This window comes from Inhella crocodyli (assembly GCF_004004565.1).
Taxonomy (GTDB): domain Bacteria; phylum Pseudomonadota; class Gammaproteobacteria; order Burkholderiales; family Burkholderiaceae_C; genus Inhella; species Inhella crocodyli.
Genome location: NZ_SACM01000003.1, coordinates 88,023 through 111,195 on the forward strand (window position 1 = coordinate 88,023; position 23,173 = coordinate 111,195).

Sequence of the window (23,173 nt, forward strand, 5' to 3'; positions counted from 1 at the left end):
CGCGGTGGACCCGCGCCGCGAACTGCAGGCCTGGCTGACGCTGCTGGGCACGGTGGGTCGGGGTACGGCCCGCAAGCTGCTGCTGCGCCACGGCAGCCCGGAGGCCGTGCTGGCCGAGGCCGCCTTGCCCGCCCCGAAGGCACCGCTCGAGCCGATCCTGGCGCAGACCTGGGCCTGGCTCGACGGCGGCCCGCAGCGCTCGGTGCTGCGCCTGGGCGACCCCGACTACCCCGCCGGCTTGCTGGCCGCCCCAGACGCGCCCTTGTTGCTGTTTCTGGAGGGCGATCGCACCCAGTTGGGCCGCCCGGCGGTGGCCATCGTCGGCAGCCGCAACGCCACCCCGCAAGGCGTGGAATTGGCCGAGCGTTTCGCCGCCGAGTTGGCCGCACTGGACTGGGTGGTCGTGTCGGGGCTGGCCCTGGGCATCGATGGCGCCGCCCACCGCGGCGCCTTGCGCGCGGGTGGTTCGACCTGGGCGGTGCTGGGCAACGGGCTGGATGCGCCCTACCCGACGCGGCACCGCGGCTTGGCGGACGACATCCGCCGCAGCGGGCTGTTGCTGAGCGAACACGCCCCGGGAACGCCGCCCCTGCCGGCCCATTTCCCGGCCCGCAACCGGGTGATCGCCGGCCTGAGCCACGGCTGCTTGGTGGTGGAGGCGGCCTTGCAGTCGGGCTCCCTGATCACCGCCCGCCTGGCCCTGGAGGCCGGTCGCGAAGTCTTCGCCGTGCCCGGCCCGATCCGCTCCCCACAAAGCCAGGGCTGCAACGCCCTCATCCAGCAGGGGGCTCAATTGGTGCAGAGCGCCGCCGAGATCGACGCGATCTTGGCGCCTCAACGACCGCGTTCCGCGGCGCCCACACCGGCAGCATCGCCCGCCCGAGAGGCCGCCTTGGAGGACGATCCCTTGCTCGTGGCACTGGGCTGGGAGCCGAGCAGCTTCGATGCCCTGCAAACCCGGCTAGGCTGGCGCACCGATGCCCTCAGCGCGCGTTTGCTCGAGTTGGAGCTGCTTGGCCTCGTCCGCACGCTGCCCGGGGCGCGCTTCGAGCGGACCTGAAGGCGGGGAAAGCACGGGCTTTGCGGGCCCGTTTTCCGACCGAGCGCCAGAACCCGGCGGGTATCATGGGCCCATGTTTGACGTGCTCGTCTACCTCTACGAGACCTACTGGCGTCCCGACGCCTGTCCGGATCCCGCCCAGCTGCAGCGCAAGCTCACGGCCATGGGCTTCGAGCGCGACGACATCCAGGACGCCCTGACCTGGCTGGACGGACTGGCCGCCAGTGCCCAAGCAGTGCAAAGCCAGTCTCGCGCCAGCAGCGTCCGCGTCTATACGGACGACGAGCTCGACCACCTCGGCGAGGCCTCGATCGGTTTCATCCGCTTCCTGGCCACGGCGGGCGTGCTGCCGCCGCCCATGCGCGAAGTCGTCATCGACCGGGCGATGGCCGTGGGCGGCTCGCCCATGGCCCTGGAAGACCTGAAGATCATCGTGCTGATGGTGTTCTGGAGCCTGGGTGAAGAGCCCGATGCGCTCATCCTCGACGAGTTGTTCGTCGACCCCGAAGATCGCCTGATCCACTGAGCGGCGCCCAGGCGGCACCGCGCCGCCATCACGGCGGCCCGCTCACTTCAGCGCGTCGGGCTGGGCTTCCAACATGGCCAGCGCATCGCGCGTGGCCTTGACCGTCAAGGACTCTTCCTGGGCCGGCTGCAGCAAGCCGGCTTGCAAGTAGCCCGCCAAGCGGTGCAGCGGGAACAGGATCGCGCGCCCCTGGGGCGACACGAACAGCCGCAGCGAGTGCTGCGCACCGACCCAGGCCAACTGCACCGTGTCTTCGCGGCCGCGGAAGTTCAAGCGGAACCAACCGCCCACCGGCAGCTCCCGCGCCCACTGGTACATGGCCTCGTTGGGCTGCTGCCCCCCGTCCGACACGACCTCCAAGCCTTCGCGCTCGTGACCGGACAGGTCCCGGACCAGGTCCTCGTCGAGGTCGATGTCGGCCACGCTGGGCAGCATCGACTCCAGGTCTTGCAGGCGCTCGAACAACTCGTCCAAGCGCTGCTTGGGGATGGGCGCGGCCTTGGTCGTGAAGGCCGTGGCCAGCACCGCATTGAGCTTGCGGATGTGCTCGTCTTGCTTCTTGGCCGGGATCGTGGCGTGCCCCATGCCATCGCGCAGGGTTTTGAGCAGGGCCGGGAAGCGGCGAATCACCTCCGCCCGCTCTTCCGGTGAGCTCTTGGCGCCGCCGGACCAAATCAGGTCGGCCGCGGCACGCTTCATCTTCACGGTGGTTTCGGCCTGCGGGCCGTGGCGCATGGCCGTCACGGCCAGCACATCCGCCCAAACCTGGAACAAGAACTCGCGCAGGCCGTCGTCCACCGGCATGTCGGCCAGCATCTTGCGCAACTCGATCGTGTACTGGATGGCCAGGGTTTCGCGCTGCTCCACCTGCTGGGCCAGCGAGACGCCCTTCTTGCTCGCGTCGTTGTCTTCGGCAAAGAAGTGCGACAGGAAGGACTCGAACTCGGTCAACACCGTCTGGAAGACCTTGCGGCCGGTGTCCGGGTAGGCCTCGACCACCTGGACGATGCGCTTGACCTCGCGCTCCAGCACGTCGCCCATGGCCTGCGACGGGTCGAAACCCAGTGCGCAGGCGCCCATGCGGTCGATCAGCGAGCGCGCCGGGTGGTCGTTGGTGGCGAAGAAGTCGGGCTCCAGCACCGCGACGCGCAGAACCGGCATCTGCAGGCGCGCAAACCACACGCGGATGCTGGCCGGCAGGCGCTCGTCCTGCAAGATGCTTTGGAACATCATGGCCACCAACTCGATGGTGGCGCGCTCTTCCGGACTGCCGGCCGCCTGCTTGAGCACCTGCTTGAAGGCCTGGCTGCGCGCCCGCGACTCTTCCAGCAGGCCGCCCGTTCCCACCGCCTCGGCCGGCGCACCGCTGCCCCCCCCGTGGGGCCGTTGCAGGGCCACTTGGGCGCGTTGAATGACCGCCTGCAGCCGGGGCGAGATGCGCACCAGCCCCTGGGCATCCAGCGGGGCGGTGCGCGCGCCGCCCTCGGCGGCCATCAGCCCTTCGGACGAGGGCGCCATCGCCAGCGCTGGGCGAACCACCGCCATGGCAGGCACCTCGCGGGCCAGCACCTGCTGCATCTGCTCCAACACCTCGGCCGAGCGCATCGCCACAGGGCTGCGGCGCACCGCGTCCCGTGCGCCGGACCCGCTGACCAAGGCCCCTCCGCCGGTGGAGTGCGACACCGCCCCGTCCACCATCACCACCTCGTAGGCGGGCGACGCGCCGAAGTCGGCGCGGTGGCGGTGCTCGGGCCGCAGGTTCCCCGCCGCCGAACTCGACTCGACGAAGCTGGCCCCCACCGGCACGGTGGCCTGCACGCCGCGCGTGCGCCGGATGAAAGGCCGCAAGTCCACGTCGGGCAAGACGCCCTGCTCCAGCAACCAGTGGTTGGCGTCGTGGTAGGCCGCTCCCAACCACTGGGCAAACTCCGCCTCCAGGGTCTCGTGCAGGACCTGCCACTCCGATGGGGTCAGGTCGGCCTTGGCCCAGGCGTCGATCCAAATCAGGGCGGTGGTTTGCGGCCGCAGCAGGTCGTCGGGCAACAGGTCGCCCCGGCGCTCCAGGGCCTGCATGCGGGTGCGCAGGTCGGTGAACTGCCAATGGGCGTCGCCCACCAAGGACAAAGCCAGCCGGCTGCTGGCGATCTCGCGCTCGATCGTGGCGTCGCCCACCAAGGACAGGCTGCTTGCGCCTTGCGGCGGCGGCGTCGCGGGTGGGGCTGCGCTGGGCGCGGGGGCGGTCGTGCTGCCCTTGGCGGCACGGAACTGCGCGCGCAGGGCTGCAATGAGGCCCATCTGCCACGTGGCGCCATGCTGCTGAAGGCTCGACAAGACGTCGCGCAGTTGCCCAGGCCGCACCGAGTCGGCCACCTTGCTCATCAAGCGCTGCTGCACGGCCTCCACGAGCACGGCCGGCACCGCGGCAGAGCCGCGGACCAAGCTGTCCACGAAGACTCGCCGCGCGGACTGCGCCAGGGCGGCGGGGGCGGGGGCCGTGGTCATGAAAGGGGGTGGCTGGCGGCGGGTCGCAAAGGGCCCGAAACCTTACACCACGGCCCCGGCGTTCGGGTCGTCCGGGTCTTCGGTTTTCACCGAGACTTTCACCAAGTCCTCGCGCTTCACGCCCAGCCACATGGCGATGGCCGCGGCCACGAAGACCGACGAATAAATGCCGAACAAGATGCCGATGGTCAGCGCCACCGCGAAGTACTTCAGGGTGGGCCCGCCAAAGACCAGCATCGAGAGCACCATCATTTGGGTGCTGCCGTGCGTGATGATGGTGCGACTCATGGTCGACGTGATCGCGTGGTCGATGACCTCGTGCGGCGTCATCTTCCGGTACTTGCGGAAGGCCTCGCGCACCCGGTCGAAGATCACCACCGACTCGTTCACCGAGTAGCCCAACACCGCCAAGATGGCCGCCAACACCGCCAGCGAGAACTCCCACTGGAAGTAGGCGAAGAAGCCCAAGATGATCACCACGTCGTGCAGGTTGGCGATGATGCCCGCCACCGAGAACTTCCACTCGAAGCGGAAGGCGAGGTAGACCATGATGCCGATCACCGTGAAGGCCATCGCGTAAGCGGCATCCCGGGCCAATTCGTCACCCACCGACGGGCCCACCACCTCGCTGCGGGTCAGCTTCAAGGGCTCAACCCCCTCGGCCGTGACGCACACCTGCTTGCTGACCTGCTCGCCCTTGTCGGTGACGTAGGACTTGGTTTGCACCTGGCCGTTTTCTGCCGCACAGAGACGCTGGAAAACTTCGGACACGACCTCCGTTTGCTTCTTGCCAGGACGCACCGGCAGGCGAAGCATGATGTCGCGCGACGACCCGAACTTCTGCACCTGGAACTCGCCGAAGTTCATCGGTTCGACCGTGTGTCGCACCGCCTCGGGGTTGGCGGGTTGGGCGTACTCCACCTCCATCACCGTGCCGCCGGTGAACTCGATCGACAGGTGCAGGCCCCGGGTCACCAGAAAGAACACCGCCAGGGCGAAGGTCAAGAACGAGATCGCGTTGAACACCAACGCGTACTTCATGAACGGGATATCCCGTTGGATGCGGAACAGTTCCATGTCAGGCTTCCCCGTCTTTCGTTGCCGGCTGCGTGGCCGGGCGCCATACCTGACCGATCGACACCTTGCTCAGCTTGCGCTGGCGGCCGTACCAAAGATTGACCAAGCCGCGCGAGAACATCACCGCCGAGAACATCGAGGTCAAGATGCCCAGGCAGTGCACAACGGCGAAGCCCTTCACCGGCCCCGAACCAAAGGCCAACAGGGCCAAGCCGGCGATCAAGGTCGTGACGTTGGAGTCCAAGATGGTCGCCCACGCGCGCTCGTAGCCGATGTGGATGGCCGTCTGCGGCGCCACCCCCGCCCGCAGCTCCTCGCGAATGCGCTCGTTGATCAGCACGTTGGAGTCGATGGCCATGCCGAGCACCAGGGCGATGGCCGCCATGCCGGGCAAACTCAAGGTGGCCTGCATCATGGACAGCACGGCCACCAACATCAACAAGTTGAAGCCCAGCGCCAGCGAAGAAAACACGCCAAACAGCATGTAGTAGCCGCACATGAAAACGGCCACCGCCACGAAGCCCCAGATCACCGACTGGAAGCCGCGCGAGATGTTTTCCGCGCCCAAGCTCGGGCCGATGGTGCGCTCTTCGATGATGTCCATCGGCGCGGCCAACTGACCGGCGCGCATCAGCAGCGCCAGGTCCGTGGCTTCTTGCGGGTTGGCCATGCCCGAGATGTGGAAGGACGCGCTCAGCTCCGACTGGATCGTCGGGGCCGTCAGCACTTCCTTCTTGCCTTTCTCGACCAGGATGACCGCCATCCGGCGCTTGACGCCGTCGCGGGTCGTCGCCTTCATGGAGGCCGCCCCGGCACTGTCCAGGCCCACCACCACGACCGAGCCCCCGCCGCCTTGCTGGTCGAAGTTCGCATCAGCGCGGTTCAGGTTGTCGCCGGTGAACACCAGTTGCTTGGAGACGAGCAGCGGCTCCGGGCCGTTGCCGCGGTTGTCGCGGCCGTACAGCAATTCCATGTCCGAAGGCACGTCACCCGCCAGCGCAGCCTGCAAGCGGCCGGGGTCGTAGTCGCGCACGCCTTGCTGGCCGTGGGCCTCGACCATCCGCACTTCCAAGGTGGCGGTGCGGCCGATGATGCCCTTGGCCCGCGCCGTGTCCTGCACGCCCGGCAACTGCACCACCACCCGATTCAGGCCCTGCTGCTGGATCACCGGCTCGGCCGTGCCCAGCTCGTTGACGCGGTTGTGCAGGGTGTTGATGTTCTGCTTCAGGGCCGCGTCCTGCACCGCCACCAGGCTCGTGGGCTTGAAGCGGCCGGTCAAGGTCAAAGATTGACCCTCGCCCGCTTCTTCCCAGGTCATGTCGGTGATGCGGTCCGACAGCAGGTTGCGCGCGGTGTTGCGCGTGGCGGCGTCGGTGAAGTTCAGCACCAAGCTGTCGCCCACACGGGCCACGCTGGCGCGGATCTTCTTCTCGCGCAACGCCAAGCGCGCATCGCCCATCAATGCGTCCACCTTCTTGCTGATGGCCGCCTTCATGTCCACCTCCAGCAAGAAGTGCACGCCGCCCCGCAAGTCCAGGCCCAAGTACATCGGGAAGGCCCGGATCTGGGCCAGCCACTGGGGCGACCGCGACACCAGGTTTAAAGCCACCACGTAGTCCGGCTCTGCCGGGTCGCGGTTCAGGGCCTTGCTGATGGCGTCCTTGGCCTTGATCTGCACGTCGGTGTCGCTGAAGCGCGCGCGCACCGAGTTGCCTTCCCACTGCACGAAGTCGGGCGTGATCTTGGCATCGGCCAAGGCACCCAGGACGCGGTCACGGACGCCGGCGTCGACCTTCACCGAGGTGCGCGCGGCCGACACCTGCACCGCAGGGGCCTCGCCAAAGAAGTTGGGAAGGGTGTACAGCGTCCCGATGACCAGCGCAGCGGCCAGCACCAGGTACTTCCACAGGGGGTAACGATTCATGATGGGCAGTCCTCACGCCAGCGCCACAAAGGCCCGGCGGCGTCGCCCGGCGCGCGGCCGGGCTGGCGATTCACTTCAGGGTGCCCTTGGGCAGCACTTGCGCCACGGCCGAGCGTTGCACTTGCAACTCGACGCCCGACGCCACTTCCACGTGCAGGACGCTGTCGCCCAACTTGCTCACGCGGCCCAGCACGCCGCCGGCGGTCACGACCTCGTCGCCCTTGGCCAAGGCCTCGATCATGGCCTTGTGTTCCTTCTGACGCTTCATCTGGGGACGGATCATGATGAAGTACAGCACCACGAACATGGCCACCAGCGGCAGCAAGCTCAGCAGGCTGGATTCGGGCGAGGCCGCAGGCGCAGCGGTTTGGGCAAAGGCGGTAGAGATCAGCACGGCAATGGCTTCCTGGGCAGTGACACCGAGGTTGACCCCTCGGCAAACGAACCCGCCATTCTAGGTGGCGGGGGATGGCGTGGAACTGGGGCGTCGCGGCGCTTTCTCAAGCCCGGACAATCCCTGGATGACCCCCCCGCAACTCACCATCGACGGCCCCATCGCCACGCTCCGCCTGTGCCGCCCGGCACAAGCCAATCGACTGGAACTGGACGACTTGGAGGCGATCCGGGCGCACATCGATGCACTGAACGCCACGCCTTCGGTGCGGGTGGTCCTGGTGCGCGGGGAAGGTAAGCATTTTTGCAGTGGCTTCCACATCGACACCGTGCCCCAGGTCGATGCCCCCGCCCTCTTCGAGGCCTTGTGCAGTGCCTGGGAGTCGGTGGAGCCCATCACCGTGGCCGTTCTGCACGGCGGCGTGTGGGGCGGCGCCACCGACCTGGCCCTGGCCTGCGACTTCCGGCTGGGTAGCCGCGACACGCAAATGGCCATCCCGGCCGCCCGCCTGGGCCTGCACTACCACGCTGGGGGCATGCGCCGGCTGGTCAGTCGTCTCGGTCTCGGAACTGCCAAACGCTTGCTCCTGGCCGCACAAACCCTCGACGCCGAGGCCATGGCCGCGGCGCACTTCCTGGACGAGCTCTACGACGACCGCGCGCGACTCGAGGCAGGCGCCCTCCGCTGGGCCGAACAACTGGCCGGCCTCGCGCCTTTGGCGCTGCGCGGCATGAAGCGGCAGCTCAATGCATTGGGCCAAGGCACTTGGAGGGCCGACCGGCACGCCCAAGACGCCGCCGAATGTGCGCGGTCTCGCGATTTGGTCGAGGGCGTGGCCGCGTGGCAGGCACGACGACCCCCTGAATTCAAGGGCGAGTGATCGCACGCGGCCGGCTTGAGCGACAATAGCTGGCTGCACGGGAGCCGTGCCGTTCATTCCAACCATTCGAACAGGCGAGAACCAGCGTGGCCAAGGACACCACCAAAACGTTGATCGAGGCCGATGGCCTGCGCTACAAGTCCAAAGCACCGGGCTCGCCGTTCGCGGCCACCTCGTCGTTTGGCGCGGCCACCATGTCCTGCTTCTTGTGCGGCAAGCACCGCCCCCGGGCCATGCTGAAGTCGCGCAAGCTGTTGGGCAAGAGCCAGCCGGTGTGCGCACCGTCGTGCAAAGAGCTGGAAGAGCAGCTGGCGACCAAAAAGTAATCAGCGCCTGCCCCGGGTTCAGGGGCAGGGCAAGCCTGTAGGCAGTTCGTCACGAACTCGCCCTAGCATCGCGCCCGGTTTCCACCACCGGTACGCGCATGACCCCCGACACCCACACTGCCGTCAGCGATGACGGTCTGCGTTTCGAGGCCAAGCTGAACGGCTCGCCGTTCTTCGGGAGCGGCAACATGCGCTCGTGCTTCAAGTGCGGCAAGCACCGACTGCCGTCGGCGCTGCGCACCTTCAAGTTCATGGGCCGGCAAGAGCGCGTGTGCGCGCCGGCTTGCGAGCCCCGCTGAGTCAACCCTTGGGCTTCGCCCCGCGATCGGGGCGGGGACCCCGGCGCTCCGACGGTCGGCCATCGGGACGCTGACCCGGCCGCCCTTGCGGCGGGCGGCGCGGCGCTGACGGCGGCATGGCAGCCAATTCGGCTTTGGCTTGCGCCAACAGGGCGTCCAACGACGCCTCCTCGACGCCTTTCAGCGCGCAGAAATTGGCGCGGCTGAGCGACGTTCGCTGCCAGTCCGCCAAAAGATCCAGCCGCCAGCGCCGGGCGGCCTCCATCTCTTGCTCGCGCGCCTGCTGGCGCTCGCGGCGCTCGGCCAGGGCCTTCTTCGCGGCCTCGCGGTGCTCGTCGGCCACGTCGCCCGCCGGCTGGCCGTCCAGGTCGATGCGGTGCGGCTCGCGAACGATGGCCCGCAGGTAGGCATTGCCGGCCGTGTAACGCCGCAAGAAGGCCGTCAACACCGGCCTGGGGAACACGCCGGGCGCACGGGCTTCGATGTCGGCCTGGATCTTGAGCTTGATGGGCTTGGGCGCCCCGCCGAACAAGGCCGGAAACAAGGCTTTCAAGCGCTCGGCCGCGGCTTCGGGGCTGCGCACCGCCGCCGGCGCGGCGGGGGCCTCAGGAACGGGCTCGGCGGGGGTATCGGACGACATGGCAACAACCGTCAAGGGAAACCCGGCATCGTAAGCCAGGGGCCTTGAAACGCCTCGGAGCGACCCCAGGTGCCTTGGCACCTCGACTCTGTCAGTCACCGCCCCATGAGCAAGCACACCCACGCTTTCCAAGCCGAAGTCCAGCAGATCCTGCACCTGGTCACGCACAGCCTGTACTCGAACAAGGAGATCTTCCTGCGCGAGTTGGTCTCCAACGCCAGCGACGCCTGCGACAAGCTGCGCTTCGAAGCCCTGGACAACGCCGCCCTCTTCGAAGACACGCCCAACCTCGACATCCGCCTCTTGGTGGACAAAGAGAAGCGCACGCTGACCATCCGCGACAACGGCATCGGCATGAGCGCCGACGAAGCCATCGCCCACCTGGGCACCATCGCCAAGAGCGGCACGCGCGACTTCATGGCCCGGCTGGGCGACGACAAGAAGGGCGACGCCAACCTCATCGGTCAGTTCGGCGTGGGCTTCTACTCCGGCTTCATCGTGGCCGACCGCATCACGGTGGAAAGCCGTCGCGCCGGACTGGATAAAGGCCAAGGCGTGCGCTGGAGCAGCGACGGCACGGGCGAGTTCGAGGTCGAGACCATCGAGAAAGCCGAGCGCGGCACCGACGTCATCCTGCACCTGCGCGCCGACGAGGACGACTACCTCCAGGCCTGGCGCCTGCGCAGCATCGTCGGCAAGTACAGCGACCACATCAGCCTGCCGATCCTGCTGAAGAAAGAGGTGTGGGACGCCGAGAAGAGTGCCTACGTCGCCACCGACGATTGGGAGACGGTGAACAAGGCCAGCGCCTTGTGGACCCGCGCCAAGAGCGAGATCACCCAAGAACAGTACGACGAGTTCTACAAGACCCTGAGCCACGACAGCGAGGCCCCGCTGGCGCACACGCACAACCGCGTGGAGGGCCGCAGCGAGTACACGCAGCTGCTCTACATCCCGGCCAAGGCCCCGTTCGACCTGTGGAACCGCGACAAGAAGCCCGGCGTGAAGCTCTACGTCAAGCGCGTGTTCATCATGGACGACGCCCAGGAGCTGATGCCGACCTACCTGCGCTTCGTGCGCGGCGTCATCGACTCGGCCGACCTGCCGCTGAACGTCAGCCGCGAGCTGCTGCAAGAGAGCCGCGACGTGCGCGCCATCCGCGAAGGCTCGACCAAGCGCGTGCTGTCGATGTTGGAGAGTTTGGCCAACAGCGAAGACCAAGCCGAGAAAGACAAGTACGCCGGTTTCTGGAAGGAGTTCGGCTCCGTGCTCAAGGAGGGCCTCGGTGAGGACTTCCAGAACCAAGAGCGCATTGCCAAGCTGCTGCGCTTCGCCTCGACCCATGCCAGCGAAGGGGTCAGCCTGGCCGACTACGTGGCACGCATGAAGGAAGGCCAAGAGGCGATCTACGTGATCACCGCCGACAGCCTGGCCGCCGCCCAAAGCAGCCCGCAGCTGGAGATCTTCCGCAAGAAGGGCATCGAGGTGCTGCTGCTGACCGACCGCGTGGACGAGTGGATGCTGAGCCACCTGCACGAGTTCGAGGGCAAGCCACTGCAGTCGGTGGCCAAAGGCGCGGTGGACCTGGGCAAACTGCAAGACGAGGCCGAGAAGAAGGCCCTGGAAGAAGCGGCCGAGGCCTTCAAGCCCTTGTTGGACAAGCTGAAGGACAGCCTGAAGGAGCGCGCCAAGGACGTGCGCATCACCACGCGCCTGGTGGACAGCCCGGCTTGCGTGGTGGTCGACGAGGGCGACATGAGTGCGCACCTGGCACGCCTGCTCAAGCAAGCCGGCCAATCCGCGCCCGACACCAAGCCCACGCTGGAGGTCAACCCCGAGCACGCACTGGTGAAGGCTTTGGACGGCCATGCGCAGTTCGACGACCTGGCCCAGGTGCTGTTCGACCAGGCTTTGCTGGCCGAAGGCGGCACGCTGGCCGACCCCGCGGCCTACGTCAAGCGGGTGAACCGCCTGCTGTTGGCCTGAGCTCAGGCAAAGCCGTCGCCGTCAAAGTCGACGGCGTCGTCCCCCTCGGACACCGGGGGCGCGCGCAGCGCCCCCGAGTCGTTCTGGGCCTCTTGCATGGCCTCGAGTTGCTCCCCCAGCTTGGTCACTTGGTCTTCCCAGTAATTGGGCGTGCCGAACCAAGGAAAAGCAATCGGAAACGCGGGGTCGGTCCATCGCTTGGCGATCCAGCCGCTGTGGTGAACCATGCGCAAGGTCCGCAGGGGCTCGATCAAGCGCAGCTCGCGCCGGTCAAAGGGCATGACCTGCTCGTAGCCGTCGAGCAAGCAGGCCACCTGCGAACGCGCTTGGGCCGGGTCGCCACTGAGTAACATCCACAGGTCCTGCACCGCCGGACCGGTCACCGCATCGTCCAGGTCCACGAAATGGGCGCTGCCACCGGGCGTCCACAGCAGGTTGCCCGGGTGGCAGTCGCCATGCAGGCGCTGCAGGCGAAGGTCCGGCAAGGCGTCGAATGCGGCTTGAACCGCGTCCAAACAGCGATCGACCTGGGCCAACCACCGCCCTTGAACGTTCGGGGGCAACTCGCCGCTGGCCACCACCGCGGCGCGGGCGGCGTCACCGGGGGCTCGCCCCACCCAGCGCGGTCGGTGCACGAACTCGCGCTCGCGGCCGCTGCGGTGGATGCGCGCGATGAAGCGCCCCAGGGCCTCCAGCACCTCGGGGTCTTCCAATTCCGGCGAGCGGCCACCTCGGCGGCCCGCGGCCGCGTAGCGCAGGCCTTGCCAATGGGCCAGCGTGGGCGGCTCCCCCATCAGCTGCGCGCCAGTGGCTCTCAAGGTCAAGGGGGCGGCCAAGGGCACCTCGGCCAGCTGCAGATCGAGGGCAAAGCGGTGCTCTTCCAGAATCTGCGCATCGGTCCACCGGCCCGGCCGGTAGAACTTGGCCACGATCGGCTCCCCTTCCTCCAAGTGGACCAGATAGACCCGGTTCTCGTAGGAATTGAGTTGCAACAGACGGCCGTCGCCGCGCAAACCCGCGGCATCCAAAGCGTCCAAAACCCGGCTGGGGTCGAGGTCGGCGTAATCGAGGTTCAAGGCGAGGGGTCCGGCGGCGGGGGCGGCGCATCATCCCCCAGCAACTGCCGGACTTCGCCCTGGACCGTGTCCACGAAGTCTTGCAACTGCTTGGCCTGGTGCTTGAAGCGGAAGTCCCACTCGCCCAACTGCGTTTCGATGGCTTCTTCGGTGTGGCTGCGCCAGGTGTCGCTCGGCAGGTGCAAGCGGGACGTGACCGTGCCACCGTCGGTCGCTTCGGGCCACGCGCCAGCGCGCTCGGCAATGCGCAACATCGGCGCGTTCTCGGACAGCGCGTGGATCAACAAGAAGCGCTTGTTGCGGTTGCGGGCGTGCAAACAGGCCAACTGGAACAGCCGCCCGCCCAGTCCCCGCCCGCGGTAACGGGGCAACACCGACACGCCAAACTCGGCGGTGTCGTCCTGCCATTCGGCATCGGGGGGGTAGGCCACGTGCGCCGCGGCGACCAACTCCAGGCGCCGGTTGAAGATGCCCAGGACCTCGTCGCGCTGGAAATCCAAGGACAGGGCGTAGCGGGTGATCTGCGCATCGCCAGCGGCATAGCCAAATCGCAAGTAGCGATCGGCCGGGCTCAATGCCAGCAGGTGGCGCAGGAGGCGCCGCCGGTGGCGACGGGCCAGCGCACGGATGGGCACCCAGGCGACCAGTTCGCGCCAGCGTTGGAGGGCGGCATCCAGGGAGGCGGGCATGGGCGAAGGGTCGCAGCTTGCCGGCCTGGGGTCAACCCTGTTAGACTCGCGGGCTTTCCTGCGTCTTACTGGGTTTGGGCGCAGGGGTTGGTTTGAGAGCCTGCCGGGCGCCTTTTCTGAGGCGCTCCTCACAAGCAGGGCCGAAAAGCAGCCTGGAATTCTCCAAAGAAGCCCAACATCGAGAACATCTCATGAAGACCTTCAGCGCCAAGCCGGCCGAAGTGACGCACGAGTGGTTTGTGATTGACGCCACCGACAAGGTGCTCGGACGTGTTGCCAGCGAAGTGGCACTCCGACTGCGCGGCAAGCACAAGGCCATTTACACGCCTCACGTGGACACCGGCGACTTCATCATCGTCGTGAACGCCGACAAGATCCGTGTCACCGGCACCAAAGCCGAAGACAAGATCTACTACCGCCACAGCGGTTTCCCGGGCGGCATCTACGCCACCAAGTTCAAGGACATGCAGGCCAAGCACCCCGGCCGCGCCTTGGAAAAGGCCGTCAAGGGCATGCTGCCCAAGGGCCCCCTGGGCTACGCCATGGTCAAGAAGCTGAAGGTCTACGCCGGTGGTGAGCACCCGCACGCCGCTCAGCAGCCCAAGGCTCTGGAAATCTAAGGACGCACGATGATCGGAAATTGGAACTACGGTACCGGCCGTCGCAAGTCCTCGGTGGCACGTGTCTTCATCAAGAAGGGCACGGGCAAGATCGTCGTGAACGGTCGTCCCATCGAGCAGTACTTCGGCCGTCAAACGTCGATCATGGTCGCTCGCCAAGCCCTGGTGCTGACGAACAACAGCGAAACCTTCGACGTCAAGGTCAACGTCCGCGGTGGCGGCGAATCCGGTCAAGCCGGCGCCGTGCGCCTGGGCGTGACCCGTGCCCTGATCGACTACGACGCGGCCCTGAAGCCGGAGTTGAGCAAGGCCGGCTTCGTCACCCGTGACGCCCGTGAAGTCGAACGTAAGAAGGTCGGTTTGCACGGCGCCCGCCGCCGGAAGCAGTTCAGCAAGCGCTGATCCGCACCTGCCCCGACAAGAAGGCCGCAGCAACCCTGCGGCCTTTTTTCATCACGCCGATAATCGCGCGTCTTGCAGAAAGGTTTGCCCATGTCCGCCCTCGCCGCCGAAGCCCCCGTTGCCATGCCCGTCCCGCTGGTGTTCACCGACAGCGCCGCCAACAAGGTGGCCGAGTTGGTGGCCGAAGAGGGCAATCCCGACCTGAAGCTGCGCGTTTTCGTCCAAGGTGGCGGCTGCTCGGGCTTTCAGTACGGCTTCACCTTCGACGAGGTGGCCAACGAAGACGACACGCAAATGAGCAAGAACGGCGTCACCTTGCTCATCGACTCGATGAGCCTGCAGTACCTGATGGGGGCCGAGATCGACTACAAGGACGACCTCCAGGGGGCGCAGTTCGTGATCAAGAACCCCAACGCCACCACCACCTGTGGTTGCGGTTCGAGCTTCTCGGTCTGAGCCCCAACCCTCCCCGCCAAAGCCGCCCTCGGGCGGCTTTTTTCATGCGGGGTACATGGCCCCCAGCACGCGCGGGCCGCGCGCCCCCGTGACGCCTGGCAGGTTCCCCGGTTGCTGGCGAACGAAGGCGGCCGCCAGCCAAGCGAACGCGGCCGCTTCCACCTGCATAGGCGGCAAGCCCCGGTCGCCACTGCCCACGAGCACGACGCCGGGCAAGCGCGCCTGCAACCGGCGAAGAAGGTCCGCATTGAAGGCCCCGCCCCCGCACACGATCAACTCGACGGCGCCGGGCTGGTGCCGCTTCAGCGCGTCCGCCACCGACCAAGCGGTGAACTCCGACAAGGTGGCCTGCACGTCGCGCGGGTCGATGCCGGCGAGCGGCTGGCGCTGCAGCCACGGCCAATCGAAGAGGTCGCGCCCCGTGGAGCGTGGTGGCGGCAGGGCGAAGTAGGGTTCGGCTTGGAAGGCCCGCAGCAAAGCGGGCTGCACCGTCCCCCCTGAAGCCCAACCCCCCCCGTCGTCGAAGGGCAGATCCAGATGGTGAGCCGCCCAAGCGTCGAGCAAGGCGTTGGCGGGCCCGGTGTCGAACCCCAGGGTGCGGCCGTCGCCGTGCAGAAAGCTCAGGTTGCCCATGCCCCCCAGGTTCAACACCGCGATGTCGACCCCCGCCTTCCCAAACACGGCGCGATGGAAGGCCGGGACCAAGGGCGCGCCCTGCCCGCCCGCCGCCACATCGCGGCTTCTCAAGTCGGCCACGACGTTCAGCCCGCTCAGTTCGGCCAAGAGCGCCGGGTTGAGCAATTGCAGGGTATAGCCCCACTCGGGCCGGTGGCGGACGGTTTGGCCGTGGGCCGCCACGGCCCGCACCGGCGGCAAGGGCCCCAAGGCCTGGATCGCCGCGGCGTAGCACCGGGCCAGCTCCTGCCCCGCCATGGCAGCGCGGTGCAATTCGTCCGGCCCACTGTGATTCAGGGCCAACAACTCGGCGCGCAGCGCGCCGGGGAAGTCCAAGTGGGCGTGGGCCAGCACACGAAGCCCCCCGCCGGCCGGCAACTCGGCCAGCACCGCGTCCACCCCGTCCAGCGAGGTGCCGGACATGAGGCCGATGAAGGCCTCAGTCGCGACCGGTGACACCCTCGGTCAGCGAAGCGGCCACGGCCAGCTGGGTGCGAGCCGACGCAACCTGCGCCTGGAAGGGCTTGGCCGCGGCAGCCGACAGGCGCACCGCTTCGCTGGCACGTGCCAACAGCCGCGGGTCTTGGTGCCGTCCGTTGACGCGGAATTCAAAGTGCAGGTGCGGTCCCGTGGCCCAGCCGGTGGCGCCCACAGCGCCGATCCGCTGCCCCTGTTCCACGCGCTGCCCTTGCCGCACGTCGATGCGGCTCAGGTGGGCGTACAAGGTTTCTTTGCCCCCGGCGTGGCGCACCACCACCGTGTTGCCGTAGCCGTTCTGACGGCCGGCGAATTGCACCCAGCCGTCCCCCACGTTGCGCACGGGCGTGCCCGTGGGCGCGGCGTAGTCGATGCCGTTGTGCTGCCGCCAGGTCTGAAGGATCGGGTGGAAACGCATGGAGAAGCCCGAGCTGACGCGCGAGAACTCCATCGGGCTGGCCAAGAAAGCGCGGCGTTTGCTTTGCCCGTCGAAGCCGTAGTAGCCCGCCTTGCCGCCCCCGGCCTCGTCTTTGAACCACACCGCCTGGTGGGTCCGGCCGGCATTGACAAACTCGGCCGCCAGCACCTGGCCGGCACCGCCGCCCCAGGTCACTGGCTCGCCATCGGCCGTGAGCGCTTCGAACACCAAGCTGAAGCGATCGCCGCGGCGCAGTTCTCGGTGGAAGTCGATGTCCCCGGAGAACATGTCCGCCAGTTGCGACGCCACCGCATCGGGCAGTCCGGCCTCGTCGGTGGCGGCAAACAACGAGGTCTCGATCTGACCGCTGCCCAAGCGAACCTGGGTTTCGTAGCGCCCGAGCTCGACCCGCGCGCCCCATTGGCCCTGCGCATCGCGCTCGACGATCAAGCGGGAAAAGTGCGTGCGCTCCAAATCGGCGTTGGCCACCGGGAAGCGCGCCACCAAGCGCTCAACGCGGCCGTCGGCGTCGGCCGCCAACTCCACGCGCTTGCCAGCGCGCCCTTGCAGCAGTTGACGGGCCGTGCCATCGCTGCGCAAGAAGGCCACGAACGTGGGATCGAACGCCCCCATGCGGCTGAGCAGGCTGTCGGCGCTGTCGCCAGGGCGGGTTTGGTCATGGCGAACCAGGCTCAGCCGGTGCTGGGCCAGGGCCTCGATCTGGTCTTCCAGGGCCAGCGCCGGCAAGGCCTCCACCACCGCCTGCTGCGGCAGGCTGCGGCCGTCGGGCACCAAGGGCCCCAGGGCAAAGGCGGTCACGCCGGAGCCACCCAAGAGCGCCAACAGGACCCCGGTCAGGGCGCGCGGGTGGCGGGCAGCAAATCGTTCCAGAGGGCGGAGCCACAGGCTCGCGCGTTCAAAACCAAGCATGCGAATCGACAGTGAGGCGGCATCGAGCCGCTGGGGTTTGTTGGCAGCCTCGGGGCGCACCCCGGGGCGTCGAACAAGGCCAAGCCCCTGATCCGCGTGCTCGACCGGCCCTCCAAGGCCAGGAGCGCGGGCAGGCCGCTCACCTAGAATCTTGCCGACCCCACCTCCTTGGGCGGCGTCGCAAGACGGCGGAGTTTAGCCGAGACGCCCCGAACCCCCAAGTTCATGGGATGCCCGCATCGGGTTTGCACGATGACGCCGACCCCGCCGGCGGCAAGACGACGGCAAAAGCCGCGAGTTAACGCCCTTTAACGACCGAACGACGCCATGAGCACCCAAGTCACCCCCCATCCGGTCACCGACGCCGTGCGCGAGGCCTTGGCCGTCACGCGCCGTGGGGTGCAAGAACTGCTGCCCGAGGACGCCTGGGTGGCCAAGCTGGAGCGCTCGGCCGCCACCGGCAGGCCTTTGCGCATCAAGCTGGGGCTGGACCCGACGGCGCCCGACATCCACCTCGGGCACACGGTGGTGCTGAACAAGATGCGGCAGTTGCAGAACCTGGGGCACCAGGTGATCTTCTTGATCGGCGACTTCACCAGCATGATCGGCGACCCTTCCGGCCGCAACAGCACCCGCCCGCCGCTGACGCGCGAGCAGATCAAGGCCAATGCCGAGACCTACTACGCCCAAGCCAGCCTGGTGCTGGACCCGAGCAAGACCGAGATTCGCTACAACTCCGAGTGGAGCGAGCCGCTGGGCGCCGCCGGGCTGATCCAGCTGGCAGCCAAGACGACCGTGGCGCGCATGATGGAGCGCGACGACTTCACCAAACGCTTCCAGGCGCAAACGCCGATTTCCTTGCACGAGTTCCTGTACCCGCTGATGCAGGGCTATGACTCGGTGGCGCTGAAGAGCGACCTGGAGCTGGGTGGCACCGACCAGAAGTTCAACCTGCTGATGGGCCGCCAGCTGCAGCAGGAGTTCGGGCAAGAGCCCCAGTGCATCTTGACCATGCCCTTGCTCGAAGGCCTGGACGGCGTCGAGAAGATGAGCAAGAGCAAGAACAACTACATCGGCATCACCGAACCGGCCAACAGCATGTTCGCCAAGGTGCTGTCGATCAGCGACACGCTGATGTGGCGCTGGTACGAGTTGTTGAGCTTCGAGTCGCTGGAGGCCATCGCCAAGCTCAAGGCCGAGATCGAGGCCGGTCGCAACCCCAAGGACGCCAAAGTGGCCCTGGCGCGCGAGATCACCACGCGCTTCCACAGCGCGGCAGCGGCCGACGCGGCGCAGGCCGACTTCGAGAACCGCGCCCGTGGCGGCATCCCCGACGAGATGCCCGAGCTGACGCTCAGCGGCGACATGGGCCTGGGCGCCCTGCTCAAGGCCGCCGGCTTGGTGCCGAGCAGCAGCGAAGGCCTGCGCAAGGTCGAGCAAGGCGGCGTGCGCGTGGACGGCACGGTCGTCAGCGACAAAGGCCTGAAGCTGCCCCCCGGCACCTACGTGCTGCAGGTGGGCAAGCGCCAGTTCGCCCGCGTCACCCTGCAGAGCGCCTGAGCATGAGCAAGGCGCCGCCCGAGTTCAAGGCCAAGCTGCCGCGTGGCGCCACGGTGCACGCGCTGTGGGTGCTGCCGCTGATCGCGGTGCTGGGCCTGTGGCTCGTCAACCCCTGGAAGAGCAGCACGCCCCTGGCCTTCCGCGCCAAGGCGGCGATGGAGGCCCAGCGTGCGCAAGAGGCCGAACGCGCCGGCACCGCAGCCGCCAAGGCCGGGGCGGTGATGCCCATCGGGGCCGTTCCAGCCGAGGCGCCGGCCTCGCGCTGACGCGACCCCGCCTTAGGCGTTGCTGACGCCACTGGCCACGTGGCCCGAGGGCACGTGGCGGCTGGCGTGGGCGATGTGGCCGAGCTGGTCGTCGAAGAAGAAGTCGGGCTCGAACTCGCGCAGGAATTCGCCCTTGGGCAGGCCACCGAGGAACATGGCCTCGTCCACCTCCACCTGCCAGTCCATCAGCGTGCGCACGGCGCGCTCGTGGGCCGGGGCGCTGCGGGCGGTGACCAGCGCGGTGCGCAAGCGCATGGGCGCGTTGGCCTCGCTGCCCACGGCCTGCAGGCGCACCAGGGCGTCCAGCAAGGGCTTGAAGGGCCCGGGCGGCAGCGGCTCGTGCTGGTGGGCGCGTTCGTGGGCCTGGAAGGCGTCGAGCCCGTCGCGCTGGAACACGCGCTCGGCCTCGTCGCTGAACAGCACGGCATCGCCGTCGAAGGCGATGCGCAGCTCGTCCGGATGGGCGGCGCTGGCATGGCGGCTGTCGGGGTACACCCGCGCGGCGGGCACCCCAGCGGCCAGGGCGTCGCGCACGTCGGTTTCGTTGGCGCTCAAAAACAGCTGCGCGTTCAGCGGCTTGAGGTAGCGCCAGGGGCTGCGGCCGCGGGTGAACACGCCCCGTTGGATGGGCAGGCCCAAAGCCTGGGCCGAGCGGTAGACGCGCAAGCCGCTGATGGGGTCGTTGCGGCTGAGCACCACCACCTCCACCTGCGGCGCCTGGCCGGGCGTGTTGAAGGCGAGCAGCTTGTTGGCGAGCGAGAAGGCCACGCCGGGCTTGGCGGGCTGCTCCAGGCGCTGCTGCTGCAGGGCCATGTAGGCGTGGTCGTCGCTGGCTTCGAAGAGCTGGTTTTCCTCTTCGAAATCGAAGAGCGCGCGCGAGCTGATCGCGACGACGAGGCAGCCATCGAGCGACACCGGCACGGTCAGCCTTTCAGGCCCAACTGGCGCCAGCCGTCGATGCCGAGCTTCTCCAGCGTCGCCATGTTCGTGTCGAAGATGGACTCGGGGTTCGGGAAGGCGGCCACCGCGCGGTCGATGCTGTCCTCGCGCAGCAGGTGCAGCGTCGGGTAGGGCGAGCGGTTGGTGAAGTTGGTGATGTCGTCGGGCTCGGTGCCCTCGAACTGGTACTGCGGGTGAAAGCTGGCCACCTGCAACTCGCCCTCCAGGCCGATATCGGCCACCAGCGCGTCGGCGGCCTCCAAGAAGTCGTTGTAGTCCAGGAAGTCGGTCAGCACCCGCGGGTGGATCAACAAGGTGGTGTCGGTCTGCTCGGGCGGCGTGTCGTGGAGGTGGTTCAGCTCCGCCGCCAGCTCGTACAGCAGGTCTTCCACCGTGGTGGCCGCACTGACCACGTAGCGCACCTTGCCCTGTACCTGAACGGCCTTGGCAAAGGGGCACAGGTTCAGGCCGATGACGGCCTTCTCGACCCAGGCTTGGGTGTCTTGCAGGACTTGTTCGTCGGTCATGGGGTGGCGTTCAAAAAGGCCTCGGCCAGGCGCACCCACATGGTGCCGCCCACGGGGATCAAGGCGTCGTTGAAGTCGTAGCTGGGGTTGTGCAAGGTGCAGGGGCCCAAACCGTGGCCGCCCACGCGGTGGGTGCCGTCGCCGTTGCCGATGAGGAAGTAGCAGCCCGGCTTGTGCAGCAGGTAGTAGCTGAAGTCCTCGGCGCCCATGGTGGGCTCGAAGTCCTGCACCGTGGCGCCCATGTCCACCAGGGCCTGGCGCACGAAGGCGGTCTCGGCCACGTGGTTCACGGTGGGCGGGTAGTTGCGGTGGAAGTCGAACTCGGCCGTGAGCTCGAAGGCACCGGCCAGGCCTTCGGTCAGCTCCTTCATGCGGCGCTCGATCAGGTCGAGCACCTCCACCGTGAAGGTGCGCACCGTGCCCTGCAGTTCCACGCTGTCGGGGATGACGTTGGTCGCCTCGCCGGCCTTGAGCATCGTGACGCTGATGACGCCGGTGTCGATGGGCCGCTTGTTGCGGTTGATGATGGTTTGAAAGGCCGTCACCAGCTGGCAGGCGGCCGGCACCGGATCCAGGCCCAGGTGGGGCATGGCGCCGTGGGCGCCCTTGCCGCGCAGCGTGATCTTGAACTCGTTGCTGCTGGCGAACACCGGCCCCGGGGCCAGCGCAAAGGTGCCGGCCGGCATGCCGGGCCAGTTGTGGGCGCCGAACACCGCGTCCATGGGGCAGCGCTCGAACAGGCCGTCCTTGATCATTTCGCGCGCCCCGCCGCCGCCCTCTTCGGCCGGCTGGAAGATCAGGTAGACCGTGCCGTCGAAGTTGCGGTAGCGGCTCAGGTGCTGCGCGGCGGCCATCAGCATGGCCGTGTGGCCGTCGTGCCCGCAGGCGTGCATGCGACCGGGGTAGGCGCTGGCGTGCGCAAAGGCGTTTTTCTCGGTCATGGGCAGCGCGTCGATGTCGGCGCGCAGGCCCACGGCGCGGGGGCTGCTGCCGTTCTGCACGATGCCCACCACGCCCGTCTTGCCCAGCCCGCGAATCACCGGGATGCCCCACTCGGTGAGTTTGGCGGCGATCAGGTCGCTGGTGCGCTGCTCTTGGAAGCAAAGCTCGGGGTGGCGGTGGATGTCGCGGCGCAGCGCGGTGATCGCCTCGCCTTGGGCGAGCACGGTGTCGAGCAATCGCATCAGTCGTTCTCCAGGGTCCAAGTCAGGCCGGCGTCGGCGAGCACCGGCATCGCCGCGGGGCCAAAGGCGGCGCCCGGGCTGAGCACGCCCGCGCGCCCGGCACCCAAGCGGCCTTCGGCCAAGGCCAGGCCCACGGCGGCCATCATTTCAGGGGTGGAACGGTAGCCCGGGTGCCCCTCGGCCACCAACTCTCCGCGCAAGGCCGCACCGCCCTCGCCCACGGCACGCCAGCGCAGGGCGTAGCCCATGGTGTCCAAGGCCTCGGGGCTGGGGCCTTCGCCCGGCTTCGGGCCCACCAGCTCGATCAAGCGTTGCAGCGCCTGCCGGCCCAGGTCGGAGGGCGCGCCGGCCGCGGCACTCATTGCCGCCAGCGGCGCCGACAAGGTGGCCGCCGTGGACCACTGCGCCGCGCGGCTGGTCGCGCCCAGGCCGGCTTGCACCCAGGCGCTGGCGGGGAGCACGCTGGCGATGGGGCCCAGCCAGGGCTCGACGCCGTCGCGCATGGCCATGCCCTCGCGGTAGCGGAATTGCGGGGCAAAGGCCTCGCCCCGCAGCACCGCCGAGCGCAGCACCAGCGGCGGGTTGATGAAGGGGGCCGGCAGCGCGGGCGCCATCACCGAGCCCCAGGCCTCGTCCCACCAGGGCGACAGCGGCGCAGCGTTGCGCTGGGCCACGGCATTGGCATTCCAGCCCTCGGGCAGCTCGTCGGGCAACAAACAGTCCATGCGCTGCAGGCTGTTGCTGCGGTCCAGCGCCAGCACCGTGCCCATGGAGGCCAAGGTGCCGCCGCTGACAGCGTCGGACAAGCGCCGGATGCCCGGGCCGGTGAAGCGCACGGCCACGTCCAGGTCCAGCAAACGCTGGCCGTGCCGCACTTGCATCTCGGCGGCCACCGTCTGCGCCAGCACGTCGAAGGGCAGGGCCTCGTAGCCGCAGGCATGCACCACGAGCACCCCCTTTTGGGCGGCCTCGGCGTGGTGGCGCTGCACCATTTGGCGCATCCAGAAGGTCTCGCCGCTCAGGTCCAAGTGGTGGCAGGCCCCGGCCAAGCAGGCCTGCACGACCGGCTCGCCCTGCACCGCGTACGGACCCGCCAGGTTCAGCAGCACCCGGCTGCTGCGCGCGAGCTTGGCGATGGACGCGGCGTCGCCCAAATCGGCCGGCAGCACTTGGAACGAGCCCCCGCTGACGGCGTCCAAGGCCTCGGGCCGGCGACCGGCCAAGGCCACGCGCAGGCCGCGGCCCGCCGCCTGGCGGCGCAGGGCGCGCACCAATTGGCGCCCGGTGAATCCGGTAGCGCCCAGCACCACCACGTCGAAGGGTTTCTTGGTCACCGTGAC

The 23,173-nt window shown here is 68.1% G+C and carries 24 protein-coding genes; 11 read left to right on the plus strand and 13 right to left on the minus strand.

Annotated features, from left to right (window positions below; translation table 11 throughout):
• Nucleotides 1-4 precede the first annotated feature (4 nt).
• Nucleotides 5-1,060, plus strand: a complete 1,056-nt coding sequence (gene dprA / locus EOD73_RS11200; RefSeq protein ID WP_127683096.1) for a DNA-processing protein DprA — start codon at nucleotides 5-7, stop codon at nucleotides 1,058-1,060.
• 73 nt (nucleotides 1,061-1,133) lie between these two features.
• Nucleotides 1,134-1,586: a Smg family protein gene (locus tag EOD73_RS11205; RefSeq protein WP_127683097.1), complete on the plus strand. Its 453-nt coding sequence runs from the start codon at nucleotides 1,134-1,136 to the stop codon at nucleotides 1,584-1,586.
• A 42-nt stretch (nucleotides 1,587-1,628) separates the two neighbouring features.
• Here EOD73_RS11205 and EOD73_RS11210 read toward each other — a convergent pair whose 3' ends face one another.
• The 4 genes from EOD73_RS11210 to yajC all read right to left on the minus strand — a co-directional run bounded on the left by EOD73_RS11210 (nucleotide 1,629) and on the right by yajC (nucleotide 7,483).
• Nucleotides 1,629-4,088, minus strand: a complete 2,460-nt coding sequence (locus tag EOD73_RS11210; RefSeq protein ID WP_127683098.1) for a DUF1631 family protein — start codon at nucleotides 4,086-4,088, stop codon at nucleotides 1,629-1,631.
• A gap of 42 nt (nucleotides 4,089-4,130) precedes the next feature.
• Nucleotides 4,131-5,165: a protein translocase subunit SecF gene (gene secF / locus EOD73_RS11215; protein WP_127683099.1), complete on the minus strand. Its 1,035-nt coding sequence runs from the start codon at nucleotides 5,163-5,165 to the stop codon at nucleotides 4,131-4,133.
• Nucleotide 5,166: 1 nt separating this feature from the next.
• Entirely contained in the window at nucleotides 5,167-7,089 is a 1,923-nt protein-coding gene (secD, locus tag EOD73_RS11220) for a protein translocase subunit SecD (protein WP_127683100.1), read from the minus strand.
• A gap of 70 nt (nucleotides 7,090-7,159) precedes the next feature.
• The gene (gene yajC / locus EOD73_RS11225; protein ID WP_127683101.1) at nucleotides 7,160-7,483 is read right to left on the minus strand and encodes a preprotein translocase subunit YajC; all 324 of its coding nucleotides are present in this window, start codon (nucleotides 7,481-7,483) and stop codon (nucleotides 7,160-7,162) included.
• 127 nt (nucleotides 7,484-7,610) lie between these two features.
• On the opposite strand from yajC, the gene EOD73_RS11230 reads away from it, so the two are divergent.
• The 3 genes from EOD73_RS11230 (at nucleotide 7,611) to EOD73_RS11240 (ending at nucleotide 8,988) form a co-directional block, all read left to right on the plus strand.
• Nucleotides 7,611-8,363, plus strand: coding sequence for an enoyl-CoA hydratase/isomerase family protein (locus EOD73_RS11230; protein ID WP_127683102.1), 753 nt, complete (start codon nucleotides 7,611-7,613; stop codon nucleotides 8,361-8,363).
• An 86-nt stretch (nucleotides 8,364-8,449) separates the two neighbouring features.
• Nucleotides 8,450-8,689, plus strand: coding sequence for a hypothetical protein (locus tag EOD73_RS11235; RefSeq protein WP_127683103.1), 240 nt, complete (start codon nucleotides 8,450-8,452; stop codon nucleotides 8,687-8,689).
• A gap of 98 nt (nucleotides 8,690-8,787) precedes the next feature.
• Nucleotides 8,788-8,988 (plus strand): hypothetical protein, encoded by a 201-nt coding sequence (locus EOD73_RS11240; RefSeq protein WP_127683104.1) that lies wholly within the window; start codon nucleotides 8,788-8,790, stop codon nucleotides 8,986-8,988.
• Between the two features lies 1 nt (nucleotide 8,989).
• Here the strand turns inward: EOD73_RS11240 and EOD73_RS11245 are convergent, their stop codons facing one another.
• Nucleotides 8,990-9,628 carry a ProQ/FinO family protein gene (locus tag EOD73_RS11245; protein ID WP_127683105.1) on the minus strand — a complete coding sequence of 213 codons (639 nt, stop codon included), beginning with the start codon at nucleotides 9,626-9,628 and terminating at the stop codon, nucleotides 8,990-8,992.
• 105 nt (nucleotides 9,629-9,733) lie between these two features.
• On the opposite strand from EOD73_RS11245, the gene htpG reads away from it, so the two are divergent.
• A complete protein-coding gene (htpG, locus tag EOD73_RS11250) occupies nucleotides 9,734-11,614 on the plus strand; it encodes a molecular chaperone HtpG (protein ID WP_127683106.1) in 1,881 nt (626 codons plus the stop codon).
• Nucleotides 11,615-11,616: 2 nt separating this feature from the next.
• Here htpG and EOD73_RS11255 read toward each other — a convergent pair whose 3' ends face one another.
• Both EOD73_RS11255 and EOD73_RS11260 read right to left on the minus strand, forming a co-directional pair.
• The gene (locus EOD73_RS11255; RefSeq protein ID WP_127683107.1) at nucleotides 11,617-12,690 is read right to left on the minus strand and encodes a serine/threonine protein kinase; all 1,074 of its coding nucleotides are present in this window, start codon (nucleotides 12,688-12,690) and stop codon (nucleotides 11,617-11,619) included.
• Entirely contained in the window at nucleotides 12,687-13,379 is a 693-nt protein-coding gene (locus EOD73_RS11260) for a GNAT family N-acetyltransferase (protein WP_127683108.1), read from the minus strand. The genes EOD73_RS11255 and EOD73_RS11260 overlap by 4 nt, the downstream gene beginning before the upstream one ends.
• 191 nt (nucleotides 13,380-13,570) lie before the next feature.
• On the opposite strand from EOD73_RS11260, the gene rplM reads away from it, so the two are divergent.
• The 3 genes from rplM to erpA all read left to right on the plus strand — a co-directional run bounded on the left by rplM (nucleotide 13,571) and on the right by erpA (nucleotide 14,857).
• Complete coding sequence (rplM, locus tag EOD73_RS11265) at nucleotides 13,571-13,999, plus strand: 50S ribosomal protein L13 (RefSeq protein ID WP_127683109.1); 429 nt, start codon at nucleotides 13,571-13,573, stop codon at nucleotides 13,997-13,999.
• A 9-nt stretch (nucleotides 14,000-14,008) separates the two neighbouring features.
• On the plus strand, nucleotides 14,009-14,401 hold the full coding sequence (gene rpsI / locus EOD73_RS11270) for a 30S ribosomal protein S9 (RefSeq protein ID WP_127683110.1): 393 nt from the start codon (nucleotides 14,009-14,011) through the stop codon (nucleotides 14,399-14,401).
• 90 nt (nucleotides 14,402-14,491) lie between these two features.
• Nucleotides 14,492-14,857, plus strand: a complete 366-nt coding sequence (gene erpA / locus EOD73_RS11275) for an iron-sulfur cluster insertion protein ErpA (protein ID WP_127683111.1) — start codon at nucleotides 14,492-14,494, stop codon at nucleotides 14,855-14,857.
• Nucleotides 14,858-14,899: 42 nt separating this feature from the next.
• Here the strand turns inward: erpA and EOD73_RS11280 are convergent, their stop codons facing one another.
• Both EOD73_RS11280 and EOD73_RS11285 read right to left on the minus strand, forming a co-directional pair.
• On the minus strand, nucleotides 14,900-15,991 hold the full coding sequence (locus EOD73_RS11280; RefSeq protein ID WP_259370329.1) for an anhydro-N-acetylmuramic acid kinase: 1,092 nt from the start codon (nucleotides 15,989-15,991) through the stop codon (nucleotides 14,900-14,902).
• On the minus strand, nucleotides 15,972-17,246 hold the full coding sequence (locus EOD73_RS11285; protein WP_240660690.1) for a M23 family metallopeptidase: 1,275 nt from the start codon (nucleotides 17,244-17,246) through the stop codon (nucleotides 15,972-15,974). Before EOD73_RS11285 ends, EOD73_RS11280 begins: the two co-directional genes overlap by 20 nt.
• Nucleotides 17,247-17,684: 438 nt before the next feature.
• Here EOD73_RS11285 and tyrS point away from each other — a divergent pair, with 438 nt between their 5' ends.
• Both tyrS and EOD73_RS17560 read left to right on the plus strand, forming a co-directional pair.
• The gene (gene tyrS / locus EOD73_RS11290) at nucleotides 17,685-18,917 is read left to right on the plus strand and encodes a tyrosine--tRNA ligase (RefSeq protein WP_127683114.1); all 1,233 of its coding nucleotides are present in this window, start codon (nucleotides 17,685-17,687) and stop codon (nucleotides 18,915-18,917) included.
• A gap of 2 nt (nucleotides 18,918-18,919) precedes the next feature.
• Nucleotides 18,920-19,183, plus strand: coding sequence for a hypothetical protein (locus EOD73_RS17560; protein WP_164846042.1), 264 nt, complete (start codon nucleotides 18,920-18,922; stop codon nucleotides 19,181-19,183).
• A 12-nt stretch (nucleotides 19,184-19,195) separates the two neighbouring features.
• Here the strand turns inward: EOD73_RS17560 and EOD73_RS11300 are convergent, their stop codons facing one another.
• From EOD73_RS11300 to EOD73_RS11315, 4 genes are read right to left on the minus strand one after another with little or no spacing between them, the layout of a single operon-like run.
• The gene (locus EOD73_RS11300) at nucleotides 19,196-20,104 is read right to left on the minus strand and encodes a 5'-nucleotidase (protein ID WP_127683116.1); all 909 of its coding nucleotides are present in this window, start codon (nucleotides 20,102-20,104) and stop codon (nucleotides 19,196-19,198) included.
• Between the two features lie 2 nt (nucleotides 20,105-20,106).
• Nucleotides 20,107-20,649, minus strand: a complete 543-nt coding sequence (locus EOD73_RS11305) for a DUF1415 domain-containing protein (protein WP_127683117.1) — start codon at nucleotides 20,647-20,649, stop codon at nucleotides 20,107-20,109.
• Nucleotides 20,646-21,833, minus strand: a complete 1,188-nt coding sequence (locus EOD73_RS11310) for a M20 aminoacylase family protein (RefSeq protein WP_127683118.1) — start codon at nucleotides 21,831-21,833, stop codon at nucleotides 20,646-20,648. The genes EOD73_RS11305 and EOD73_RS11310 overlap by 4 nt, the downstream gene beginning before the upstream one ends.
• Nucleotides 21,833-23,167: a saccharopine dehydrogenase family protein gene (locus tag EOD73_RS11315; protein WP_164846043.1), complete on the minus strand. Its 1,335-nt coding sequence runs from the start codon at nucleotides 23,165-23,167 to the stop codon at nucleotides 21,833-21,835. Before EOD73_RS11315 ends, EOD73_RS11310 begins: the two co-directional genes overlap by 1 nt.
• Nucleotides 23,168-23,173 lie beyond the last annotated feature (6 nt).